The 12180-nt window shown below is 63.7% G+C and carries 9 protein-coding genes; 5 read left to right on the top strand and 4 right to left on the bottom strand.

Annotated features, from left to right (window positions below):
• Positions 1-36 precede the first annotated feature (36 nt).
• A complete protein-coding gene (locus ACPZMI_RS08000; RefSeq protein WP_186666494.1) occupies positions 37-1596 on the bottom strand; it encodes a sigma-54-dependent transcriptional regulator in 1560 nt (519 codons plus the stop codon).
• A 255-nt stretch (positions 1597-1851) separates the two neighbouring features.
• Here ACPZMI_RS08000 and phhA point away from each other — a divergent pair, with 255 nt between their 5' ends.
• From phhA to ACPZMI_RS07980, 4 genes are all read left to right on the top strand, one after another.
• A complete protein-coding gene (gene phhA / locus ACPZMI_RS07995; RefSeq protein ID WP_186710978.1) occupies positions 1852-2637 on the top strand; it encodes a phenylalanine 4-monooxygenase in 786 nt (261 codons plus the stop codon).
• Between the two features lie 39 nt (positions 2638-2676).
• On the top strand, positions 2677-3033 hold the full coding sequence (locus ACPZMI_RS07990) for a 4a-hydroxytetrahydrobiopterin dehydratase (protein ID WP_186666497.1): 357 nt from the start codon (positions 2677-2679) through the stop codon (positions 3031-3033).
• A 218-nt stretch (positions 3034-3251) separates the two neighbouring features.
• The gene (locus ACPZMI_RS07985; RefSeq protein WP_256093873.1) at positions 3252-3380 is read left to right on the top strand and encodes a hypothetical protein; all 129 of its coding nucleotides are present in this window, start codon (positions 3252-3254) and stop codon (positions 3378-3380) included.
• A gap of 92 nt (positions 3381-3472) precedes the next feature.
• Entirely contained in the window at positions 3473-4666 is a 1194-nt protein-coding gene (locus ACPZMI_RS07980; RefSeq protein ID WP_426352008.1) for an MFS transporter, read from the top strand.
• Between the two features lie 48 nt (positions 4667-4714).
• On the opposite strand, the gene ydiJ is transcribed toward ACPZMI_RS07980, so the two are convergent.
• On the bottom strand, positions 4715-7735 hold the full coding sequence (gene ydiJ / locus ACPZMI_RS07975; protein ID WP_426352014.1) for a D-2-hydroxyglutarate dehydrogenase YdiJ: 3021 nt from the start codon (positions 7733-7735) through the stop codon (positions 4715-4717).
• Between the two features lie 174 nt (positions 7736-7909).
• Here ydiJ and ACPZMI_RS07970 point away from each other — a divergent pair, with 174 nt between their 5' ends.
• A complete protein-coding gene (locus ACPZMI_RS07970) occupies positions 7910-8794 on the top strand; it encodes a LysR substrate-binding domain-containing protein (RefSeq protein ID WP_186666499.1) in 885 nt (294 codons plus the stop codon).
• 114 nt (positions 8795-8908) lie between these two features.
• Here ACPZMI_RS07970 and ACPZMI_RS07965 read toward each other — a convergent pair whose 3' ends face one another.
• Positions 8909-10330, bottom strand: a complete 1422-nt coding sequence (locus tag ACPZMI_RS07965) for an amino acid permease (RefSeq protein ID WP_186666500.1) — start codon at positions 10328-10330, stop codon at positions 8909-8911.
• Positions 10331-10978: 648 nt separating this feature from the next.
• Positions 10979-12061 (bottom strand): 23S rRNA pseudouridine(2605) synthase RluB, encoded by a 1083-nt coding sequence (gene rluB, locus ACPZMI_RS07960; protein ID WP_426352007.1) that lies wholly within the window; start codon positions 12059-12061, stop codon positions 10979-10981.
• Positions 12062-12180: the final 119 nt, after the last annotated feature.

Raw genomic sequence — 12180 nt, 5'->3', positions numbered from 1 at the left:
ACACCGTCGATTAAATATTCTTTACCCGGACCTTCTTCAATCCACCGACTTGCCCAACGAATACTCCCGCAACTTGTTGGCAATCGTGGTATGGGAAACACCCAGTCTTTTCCCCAGTGCCCGACTAGTTGGAAACTCCGCCATCAAACTTTCCAACACCGCTTTTTCAAAGCGCCCGACGATTTGCGCAAGTTCCCCTTCCAGCGAAAACTCACCCAGGGGTTGTCGCGCACCATAATCCGGCAAACGTATATGTTCGCCCTTGACCACGCCGCCCTCGCATAACGACACGGCCTGGAACAATACGTTTTCCAGTTGCCGGACATTGCCCGGCCAGTGATATTGACTCAACTTGTCCATCGCCGCCGGCGCCAGACGTGGCAACGCACAGCCGATCTGCCGACTGGCCTGGTCGAGGAAGTGCTGCGCCAGCCCCTCCAGCCCATCCATGCACTCACGCAGTGGCGGAATGTGCAACGACAGCACGTTGAGCCGGTGATAGAGGTCTTGGCGGAATTCGCCCCGCGCGCACAGCTCCGACAAATCGACCTGGGTGGCGCAGATCACTCGCACATCGAGATAGACCTCCTCATCGCTGCCGACCCGACGAAAACAGCCGTCCTGCAGAAAGCGCAGCAACTTCACCTGCAAGCGCGGGCTCATCTCCCCCACCCCGTCCAGAAACAGCGTGCCGCCCGCGGTCAACTCCAGCAACCCCAGCTTGCCCTCGGCCCGCGCCCCCTCGAACGCACCAGGGCCATAGCCGAACAGCTCGGTCTCGGCCATCGACTCCGGCAACCCTGCGCAGTTGAGTGCCATCAGTGGCGCCTGGCCACGCGGGCTGGCCAGGTGACAGGCACGGGCCAGCAACTCCTTGCCGGTGCCGGTTTCCCCCTCGATCAGCAGCGGCGCATCCAGCGGCGCCATGCGCCGCGCCTCGCGCACTACCGAGGCCATCACCCGTGAACTCTGGAAGATGCTGTCGAAACCACGCAGCTCCTGCTTGCGCACGTTGTAGATGCGCTCGCCGATGCGATCGGCGCGGTGCAAGGTCAGCACCGCGCCGGCCAGGGCTTCGCTGTCGTCATGTTCGGACTGCAAGGGCGCGATATCGGCCAGGAACACGTCACCCTTGACCTTGATGCGCAATCCGTTGATCCGCGATTTGTTGGCCCGGACCAGCTCCGGCAGGTCGAAATCCTCGACATAGCGCGCCAGCGGCAGCCCCGGCACCTCATCGACGCGCACCCCGAGCAAATGGGCTGCAGCACGGTTGGCTGCGACGATGCTGCCTCCCATGTCGACCGACAACACCGGAAACTCCAGCGCCCCGAGCAACGCATTGAGCTCCATGTGCCGCCGCTCGCTGGGCATCAGGCCGACGCGCTTGACCCCGAACACCCCGGCGATGGCCTCGAATTTCGGACGCAAGGCCTGGAACTGCAGGTTGATCAGGTTTGGGCAGTGCAGGTAGATGGCGTTGCCATGGTCGCCGCCGACCTCGCCACGCAACACGTTGATGCCGTACTCCACCAACAGGTTGAGGATGTCGCGCAGGATGCCGATGCGGTTCTGGCAATGGACTTTGATACGCATGGAAGGCCCCGAGGCAGCCGACTTTTTCATCGGTGCGCAGAAAATTCGTAAAGATAAGCTGACAGAAATACCTTGGCTATCAGCGTGATTCCCTTGATTTTCCGGGATAACCCTAAAATTGTAAAATTATCGTTACAGAAACACTCTACCTCCTGCTTCTTCCCTGTCAGTTAGGCCAGTGCAAAACCGCCGCCGGAGGGCTATTCCTAGGGCACGCCCCACCCATAACAAGAAAGCCCTCACCAGGAGAGCTCCATGAAACAGACGCAATACGTGGCCCGCGAGCCCGATGCGCAGGGTTTTATCGACTACCCGCAGCAAGAGCACGCCGTGTGGAACACTCTGATCACCCGCCAACTGAAAGTGATCGAGGGCCGCGCGTGCCAGGAATACCTGGACGGTATCGACCAGCTCAAGCTGCCCCATGACCGCATCCCGCAACTGGGCGAAGTCAACAAGGTACTGGGCGCCACCACAGGCTGGCAGGTCGCCCGCGTGCCGGCGCTGATCCCCTTCCAGACCTTCTTCGAACTGCTGGCCAGCAAGCGTTTCCCGGTCGCCACCTTCATCCGCACCCCGGAGGAGCTGGACTACCTGCAGGAACCGGACATCTTCCACGAGATCTTCGGCCACTGCCCCCTGCTGACCAACCCCTGGTTCGCCGAATTCACCCACACTTATGGCAAGCTCGGCCTGGCAGCCACCAAGGAACAACGGGTGTACCTGGCGCGCCTGTACTGGATGACCATCGAGTTCGGCCTGATGGAAACCGCCCAGGGCCGCAAGATCTATGGCGGCGGCATCCTCTCGTCACCGAAAGAGACCGTCTACAGCCTGTCCAGCGAGCCCGAGCACCAGGTGTTCGACCCGATCGAAGCCATGCGTACGCCCTACCGGATCGATATCCTGCAGCCGGTGTACTTTGTCCTGCCGAACATGAAACGCCTGTTCGACCTGGCCCACGAAGACATCATGGGCATGGTCCAGCACGCCATGCAGCTGGGTCTGCACGCGCCGAAATTCCCACCCAAGGCGGCATGAGCCGCCTTACCGACAACAACTCGAAAGCGGAAAACCTCCATGAATGCCTTGAACCAAGCCCACTGCGAAGCCTGCCGCGCCGACGCCCCGAAGGTCAGCGACGAAGAGCTGGCCGAATTGATCCGCGAGATCCCGGACTGGAGCGTTGAAGTGCGCGACGGTCACATGGAACTGGAGCGCGTGTTCCTGTTCAAGAACTTCAAGCACGCCCTGGCGTTCACCAACGCCGTCGGCGAAATCGCCGAAGCCGAGGGCCATCACCCTGGCCTGCTCACCGAGTGGGGCAAGGTCACCGTGACCTGGTGGAGCCACTCGATCAAGGGGCTGCACCGCAACGATTTCATCATGTGCGCACGCACCGACAAGGTGGCAGAGACGGCTGAAGGGCGCAAGTAACGCCCGGCAGATCGCGCCGAACCGTCCGCAGCGGTTCGGCGCGAATGCACTCCCGGCAGAACCCAAGCGAACATCGTCCGCTATTCGCCCGCAAATCGACCGGCGAACAGGAAAATTTATAAACTGTCATCCAGACTGCTGTATCCTGCCCCGGCTTTGCAAAAGCTTCCACTGCGCTACGCGCCGCCTTTTCACTCACACTTGCGAGGAACGACGAGATGCATGAAATCCCGAATCTTCCCTTCCCAAGCCTGAACCCCGAAGAGCAAACCGTTACCGCCCACGCCGCCGAGCCGGCACCTGCTTCGCAGGAAGGTGACGATCAATCCAGCGCCGATCAGGAATAACCGCGCATCCCCACCGACCGTGTGAAAACGGCTGACCTGCGGCTACCCCCCGTCATCGCGTTTTCACACAGTCCAGAACCTCGAAGGCCCCCATGCCCGACTCACCGCGCCCTCTTGCGGTCACCCTGCAAGTCGTCTCCATCGTTCTCTTCACCTTCATCGGCTACCTGAACATCGGCATCCCCCTTGCCGTACTGCCCAGCTATGTGCACAACGACCTGGGTTTCAGCGCCGTGCTCGCAGGCCTGGTCATCAGCGTGCAGTACCTGGCAACCCTGCTCAGCCGCCCGACCGCCAGCCGTATCATCGACAACCTCGGTAGCAAGAAGGCGGTAATGTGGGGCCTGTTCGGCTGCGGCCTGAGCGGGGTGTTCATGCTGGCCTGCAGCTTCCTCACCCACCTGCCCTGGCTGAGCCTCACCTGCCTGCTCATCGGGCGCCTGGTACTGGGCAGCGCGGAAAGCCTCGTGGGCTCGGGTTCGATCGGCTGGGGCATCGGCCGCGTCGGCGCCGAACACACCGCCAAGGTCATCTCCTGGAATGGCATCGCCAGCTATGGTGCGCTGGCCGTCGGCGCACCGCTGGGGGTGCTGATGGTCAAAGGCCTGGGGCTGTGGAGCATGGGTGTGAGCATCATTCTGCTGGGCGTTCTTGGCCTGGCACTGGCCTGGCCCAAGCAGGCCGCGCCGGTGGTGGCGGGCAAGCGCCTGCCCTTCCTGCAGGTGCTGGGCAAGGTGTTCCCGCATGGTTCGGGGCTGGCGCTGGGCTCGATCGGCTTCGGCACCATCGCGACCTTCATCACCCTCTACTACGCCAGCCGCAACTGGCCAGATGCGGCGCTGACCCTGAGCCTGTTCGGCGCCAGCTTCATCTGCGCACGCCTGCTGTTCGGCAACCTGATCAACCGCATCGGCGGTTTTCGCGTGGCCATCGCCTGCCTGTCGGTGGAAACCCTGGGGCTGTTGATGCTGTGGCTGGCACCCAACGCCCAGCTGGCCTTGGTGGGCGCGGCCTTGAGCGGCTTCGGCTTCTCGCTGGTGTTCCCGGCACTGGGGGTGGAAGCGGTGAACCAGGTGTCGGCAGCCAACCGTGGCGCGGCGGTCGGCGCCTATTCGCTGTTCATCGACCTGTCGCTGGGGATCACCGGGCCACTGGTGGGCGCGGTGGCCTCAGGGTTCGGCTTCAGGTCGATCTTCCTGTTTGCCGCCGGGGCGGCGATGTGCGGGCTGGTATTGAGCCTGTACCTGTACCGCCAGGCACGGCTCGGACGGGAGCAGCACGGCTGAAGGTTGCGCTGGCCTCTTCACGGACTTGCCCGCGAAGAGGCCGCGAGATCAGCGCACCACGTACTGCAACACCACCTCCAGCGGATGGCGCAGCTGCTTCTCGGTCATGCGCTTGACCTGGCTGCGGCACGAATAACCGGTTGCCAACGCCTCACCCTCCTTGTCCAGCTTGGTCGCCCACGACTGCTCGAAGATGGTCTTCGAAGCCTGCTGGTTGCGTGCCTCGTGCCCGTAGGTCCCGGACATCCCGCAACATCCGGTGGCCTCGGTGGAAAGCTTCAGCCCCATCCGCGCGAAGACCTGCTCCCACTGCCGGGTGCTGGCCGGGACGTTGGTCTTCTCGGTGCAGTGCGCCATCAGGCGGAAGCTGCCGCCCTGCCCTGCGGCCTGTTCGGGCAGCGCCTCCATCAGCCATTCCTGCGGCAACAACACCGTCGGACAGCCTTCCAGGCCTTCGACCTTCTGGTATTCCTGGCGATAGACCAGGGTCATCGCCGGGTCCAGCCCCACCAGCTGCACACCGCAATCCGCCAGGACCTTGAGCTGCCGGCCATTGCGAATCGCCGCCTTGGCGAAGGCGCCGAGGAAGCCCTGCACGTGCAGCGGCTTGCCGTTGGCGCTGTAGGGCGCCAGGAACACCTTGTAGCCCAGCCGGTGGGCCAGCTCGATGAACGAAGCCAGCAGCGGCGTCTCGAAGTACCGCGTGAAAGCGTCCTGCACCAGCACGATGCTGCGCTCGCGCTGGGCCGGGGTCAGCTCGCGCAGGGCGGGCACACTGGCCACACCCACACGGCAGCGGGTCAGGGTGGACTGGAAATTGAAGCGGCTGATCAGTGGGCTGTCGACCATCCCGACCTTGTCAGCCAGCAGACGGCTGACCCACTTCGACCCCATCACCGCGTTATACACGCCCGGCACATGGGCCAGGTACGGAATGGTGAACTCCAGCGAGCCGATCAGATAATCACGCAGCGGGCGCTGGTAGCGACCGTGGTAGAGCTCGAGGAAGCGTGAACGGAAGTCCGGTACGTTGACCTTGATCGGGCACTGCCCCGCGCACGACTTGCACGCCAGGCAGCCGGCCATGGCGTCGTACACCTCGTGGGAGAAGTCCTCCTGGCCCTGACGCTGGGCCCGCAGGTTGCCCAGGCGCTTGGGCAGGCCCTTGATCCACGACGCCTTGCGCTGCGCCGAGGCCAGCACATCGATGTTGGCCTCGCCCTGCAGGCGCAGCCATTCACGGATCAGCGAAGCGCGCCCCTTGGGTGAATGGCGGCGCTCGCGGGTGGCCTTCCACGACGGGCACATGGCGTCGTTGGGGTCATAGTTGTAGCAAGCGCCGTTGCCGTTGCAGTGCACGGCGCTGCCGAAGCTCTGCCACACGCGCTCGTCGATGTTACGGTCCAGGTCGCCACGCAGGGTGACACCATCGACCGGCGTCAGGCCCTCGGCGCTGTCTGGCGGCGTGCAGATCTTGCCCGGATTGAGCTGGTTGTACGGGTCGAATGCACCCTTGAGCCGCTGCAGGGCCGGATACAGCTCACCGAAGTACTCCGGCACGTATTCCGAACGCAACCCTTTGCCATGCTCGCCCCAGAGCAAACCACCATAGCGCTTGGTCAGCGCCGCCACCGCATCGGAGATCGGCTTGACCAACGCCGCCTGGGCGGGGTCTTTCATGTCCAGCGCCGGGCGCACGTGCAGCACGCCGGCATCGACGTGACCGAACATGCCGTAGGCCAGGCCATGGCCATCGAGCAGCGCTCGGAATTCGGCGATGTAGTCGGCCAACTGCTCCGGCGGTACCGCGGTATCTTCCACGAACGGCTGCGGCCGCACCTCGCCTTCGACGTTGCCGAGCAAACCGACCGAACGCTTGCGCATGGTGTAGACGCGCGTCACGGCCTCGGCGCCCTCGGCGAGGGTGTGGCCCAACCGCTCGACGCTGGTATCGCTGCGCAGGTGTTCGACGAACGCCTCGACACGGGCATTGACCTCAGCCGGCTCGTCGCCACAGAACTCGACCAGGTTGATACCCAGGGTCGGGCGCTCGGCGTCGGCGGGGAAGTACTCGGCGACGCTGTGCCAGACGATATCCTTCATCGCCAGCATCAGTACCTTGGAGTCGACGGTCTCGATCGACAGTGGCTTGTGCGCCATCAACGCATTGGCGTCGCGCAGGGCGTCCATGAAGCTGGTGTAACGCACGTTGACCAACACCGCGTATTTCGGGATCGGCAGCACATTGAGCTTGGCCTCGACCACGTAGCCCAATGAGCCTTCGGCGCCGCACAGCACGCTGTTGAGGTTGAAGCGGCCCTCTTCGTCGCGCAGGTGCGCAAGGTCGTAACCGGTCAGGCAACGGTTTAGCTTGGGGAAGGTGTTCTCGATCAGCTCGCCTTGGGTCTGCTGGATCTCGCGGGCCATGCGATAGACCTCGCCGACCCGGCCAGGTGCGGCGCAGGCCTGCTCCAGCGCAGCCTCGTCGATCGGCAGGCTGTGCAGGCGTTCACCACCGAGCAGCACGCTGTGCAGCTCGAGCACATGGTCACGGGTCTTGCCGTAGGTGCAACTGCCCTGGCCGCTGGCATCGGTATTGATCATGCCGCCGACCGTGGCGCGGTTGGAGGTCGACAGCTCAGGGGCGAAGAACAGCCCGTGCGGCTTGAGCGCAGCGTTGAGCTGATCCTTCACCACACCGGCCTGCACCCGCACCCAACGCTCCTGGGTGTTGATTTCGAGGATGGTGTTCATGTGCCGCGACAGGTCGACGACGATGCCGTCGGTCAATGACTGGCCGTTGGTCCCTGTACCACCGCCGCGCGGGGTCAGTTTGACCTGGCGAAAACGCGGCTCGGCCATCAACGTGGCGACGCGTGCCACGTCGTCAGCGTCGAGCGGGAAGACGGCCGCCTGGGGCAGGCGCTGATAGATCGAGTTGTCGGTGGCCAGCACCGTACGGGTGCCGTAGTCGGCGCTGATCTGGCCACGGAAGCCGCTGGCGCTCAGGGCTTCGAGGAATTCGGGGTAGCCGGCGGCAGGCGCACGGACAGGCAACTGGGCGATCATCGAAGGATGGCCTCTTGTATGGGCAGGTTCACGGTCTGGCATCACCCGGCGGGCGACGCTCTGTTGCTCAGCCGGCATGAATAACTCAGAGCCGGATGACGAGTAGGCCAATGTTCCTGTACTTTCCAGCCGAGGGCAAACGGATAATCCTGCCGCTATCGATGAGTTTCATGAATGAATTACCGCCACCTGACCCCATCGATGTCCTTGCTGCTGGCGTTCGAGGCCGCTGCCCGGCATGAAAGCTACACCCGCGCGGCCGTCGAGCTGTCACTGACCCAGAGCGCCGTCAGCCGCCAGGTCCAGGCGCTGGAGCAGCAACTGGGCCTGACCTTGTTCCGCCGCGAGGGGCGCCAGGTGCAATTGACCGATGTCGGGCGCCTGTACCAGCGCGAGTTGAGCGAAGCCCTCGGGCGCATTCGCAGCGCCACGCTGCAGGCCCTCGCCTATCAGTCCGGGGTCGGCACCCTGCGACTGGCGACACTGCCCACCTTCGGTTCGAAATGGCTGCTGCCGCGCCTGAACGCGTTCTACAGCGCGCATCCCGGGATGCTGGTGCACATCCATTCACGCATCGAGGCGATCAACTTCGACACCAGCGAGATCGATGCCGCCATCGGCGTGGCCAGCCACGACCTGCCCGGCCTGATCTGCCATCGATTGCATGCCGAGGAACTGGTGGTGATCCTGCCGCCGCAGGCTGCGGGCGCAGCGGACACATGGACGCCGGCACGGATCAGCGAAGAGTTGCTGCTCAATGTCGCCAACAACCCGCATGCCTGGGGCGAATGGTTTTCTCATCACGGCCTGGCGCACCGCGCCATGCGGCTGGGGCCGAGCTTCGAGCTGACATCGCACCTGATCCAGGCAGTACGCGCCGGGATCGGCATCGGCCTGGTGCCGAGGATTCTGGTGGCCGAGGAGTTGGCCAAGGGCGAGCTGTTCAGCCCGGGCGAGGCGTTCGCCAGCCAGCGCAGCTATTACCTGATCTACCCGCCGCGCAACGAGGCGCTGCCCTCGCTGAGGGCGTTTCGCGGGTGGTTGTTGGAGCAGATTTAGCGGTTGCCTGGTTGGGCGCTTTCGCGGGCAAGCCCGCTCCCACAGGGCCCGAGCAGACAACAAAAAACCCGGCACCAGCCCCTGGCACCGGGTTTCCCGAATCAAGCTACCGGCTTACTTGGCCACGCTACCCGCCGCAGTACCGGCCTGCGCCATGCGCTTGCTCTTGATCACATAGAACACATACATCACCACCAGCCACACCGGAATCGCGTAGACCGAAATCTGGATCCCCGGGATCTGCAGCATGATGCCCAGGATCAGCACTACGAAGGCCAGGCACAGGTAGTTGCCATACGGGTACCACAGCGCCTTGAACAGCGGCTTCTGGCCGGTACGGTCAAGGTGCTGGCGGAACTTGAGGTGCGAGTAGCTGATCATCGCCCAGTTGATCACCAGCGCCGCGACCACCAGCGACATCAGCAACTCCAGGGCATGCTGCGGCATGAAGTAGTTGAGCAGCACGGCAATCAGGGTGAACGCTGCCGACGCCAGGATCGCCCGCACCGGCACGCCACGACGGTCGATCTTCGCCAGGCCCGCCGGGGCATCGCCCTGGTCGGCCATGCCGTAGAGCATGCGCGCATTGCAGTAGGTGCCGCTGTTGTACACCGACAGTGCCGCGGTCAGTACCACGAAGTTCAGCAGATGCGCCGCGACATCACTGCCCAGCAGCGAGAACACCTGGACGAACGGGCTGCTGCCATAGCTACCACCCGACGCATCGATGCTGGCCACCAGGCTGTCCCACGGGGTCAGCGACAGCAGCACAACCAAGGCGCCGATGTAGAAGATCAGGATGCGGTAGATGACCTGGTTGATCGCCTTCGGGATCACGGTCTTGGGCTTGTCGGCCTCGGCGGCGGTGAAGCCGAGCATTTCCAGGCCACCGAAGGAGAACATGATGATCGCCAGCGCCATCACCAATCCGCTCACGCCATTGGGGAAGAAACCACCATGGCTCCACAGGTTGGCCACCGAGGCGTCCGGGCCGCCACTGCCGCTGGTGAGCAGGTACGCGCCCAGGGCGATCATGCCGACGATGGCGGCCACCTTGATGATCGCGAACCAGAACTCGGCCTCGCCGAACACCTTGACGTTCATCAGGTTGATCGCGTTGATCAGCAGGAAGAAGCCCGCCGCCGTCACCCAGGTCGGGATTTCCGGCCACCAGTAGTGGACGTACTTGCCGACGGCGGACAACTCCGACATGCCCACCAGGATGTAAAGCACCCAGCAGTTCCAGCCCGACAGGAACCCGGCAAAGCCGCCCCAATACTTGTGGGCAAAGTGGCTGAAGGAGCCGGCCACGGGCTCTTCGACGATCATCTCGCCGAGCTGGCGCATGATCATGAAGGCGATGAAGCCGCAGATGGCGTAGCCAAGGATCATCGAGGGCCCGGCGGATTTCATCACCCCGGCCGAGCCGAGGAACAGGCCGGTACCGATGGCGCCCCCCAGGGCGATCAGCTGGATATGGCGGTTCTTCAAGCCACGCTTGAGTTCGCCTGACGGCTGCGAATTGTGTCCACTCATGAACGAAGTCACCTGCTTGTTTTTATCTGTGACGGAATCGGACCCGCCGCGCTCGTGGCACAGCGGAATGAGGCAAGGTGGTTACCTTGGGTTCCCGGACCCTGGCGCCGCGCCTGGCACGGAGCCTGGGGCGGATCAGCCGGGAGTCGGCGAGAATGCGTGGTACGCGAGGGGGTCACAGGTAAAACGCGGCGCATTGTATACCCCTGCGAGCGCGCAGGCGTCAACGCGTTGCGTCGTTTCCTCGAGAAAAAACGCAGCGGTCCTGGGGCAAGGGCCATCAATGGCGTAGTGATCGGCGTACATGGCGCCTCCATTTGTTGTTGTGTAGGCCCGACTGCAGGAGTGGGCTGATGCACTTGGCAATGTCCGTCATATCAGCGCGGGACGGGGCTTTGGGCAATAGCGCGAATGGCCGATGGAAGGCTCTGCGGCGCGGCATGCGGCAAGATCTGTTTACACCAGCCTGGAAGGCAGGAAACCGAACGGTAATCCCGGCAGATTCCGTATAAATTTCGTTACAAGATGGTTCAAATACTTTCCAGCATGACGAAAAACGCTTCCTGTTCAGCAGCTTGAAGGCTCGCACTTTTCGACCAGGCACAAAAAAGCCAGCCCGAAGGCTGGCCCTTTCACCGCCGCATGCGATCAACCACGCGGTTTACCGCGACCACGGCCGGCTGGTTTGTCGCCTTCCGCACGCGCAGGACGCTTGCGCATCTCGCTAGGACGTTCGGCAACGGCGCTGCCGCGGCTACCCTTGCGCGGCGCTTCCTCACGTGCCGGACGCGCCGGGCGCTCGCTGGCCGCGCGTGGCTGACGCTCGCCGGCGCCCTTGGCGGGGCGCAGGTCACGCACGCGCTCGCCACGACCCATGGGGCGCGTGGACTTGCGCTGCAGACGCTCGAGCTTGTCCTTGGCCTTGAGGTTGAGGGTCGGCAGCGCCACCGGCTGCAGCCCGACTTCGGCAGCGAGGATGTCGATCTCGCCCTGGCTCATTTCACGCCAGCGGCCCATCGGCAGGTCGGAGTTGAGGAACACCGGGCCGAAACGCACGCGCTTCAGGCGGCTGACCACCATGCCCTGGGACTCCCACAGGCGACGCACCTCACGGTTGCGGCCTTCCATCACCACGCAATGGTACCAATGGTTGAAGCCTTCACCGCCCGGCGCCTTCTGGATATCGGTGAACTTGGCCGGGCCGTCCTCGAGCATCACGCCCGCCTTGAGGCGCTCGATCATCTCGTCGTCGACCTCGCCACGGACACGCACCGCGTACTCGCGGTCCATCTCGTAGGAGGGGTGCATCAGGCGGTTGGCCAGTTCACCGTCGGTGGTGAACAGCAGCAAGCCCGTGGTGTTGATATCGAGACGACCGATATTGATCCAGCGGCCTTCTTTCGGGCGCGGCAGGCGGTCGAACACGGTCGGACGGCCTTCCGGGTCGTCACGGGTGCAGATCTCGCCGTCTGGCTTGTTGTACATGATGACGCGGCGGGTCGCCTCGGCGGCTTCCTCGCGCTTGATCAGCTTGCCGTCGACAGCGATGGCATCGTGCAGGTCGACGCGCTGGCCAAGGGTGGCCTCGACGCCGTTGACCTTGATGCGACCCTGGCTGATCCAGGCCTCGACGTCACGGCGCGAACCCACGCCGATGCGTGCCAGCACTTTCTGCAGCTTTTCGCCGGACGGCGGGGTGATCTGGGTTTCTTGCAGGTCTTTGTCACTCATCTGGGCACCTCCCGGTGTACGGTGTAGTGAAAGCGGTTTGGCGGCGAATGCGCCAAGGGGGCGCGCATTGTACGCGGTTCATGGGGCGGGTGCATCGGGGTGATGAAATTTTTCTGCTC

The organism is Pseudomonas wayambapalatensis, from assembly GCF_049942315.1.
In the GTDB taxonomy this organism is placed as follows: Bacteria; Pseudomonadota; Gammaproteobacteria; order Pseudomonadales; family Pseudomonadaceae; genus Aquipseudomonas; species Aquipseudomonas wayambapalatensis.
Note: the sequence above shows the minus strand (reverse complement) of the source record. Positions and strands in the feature narration are given on the sequence as shown.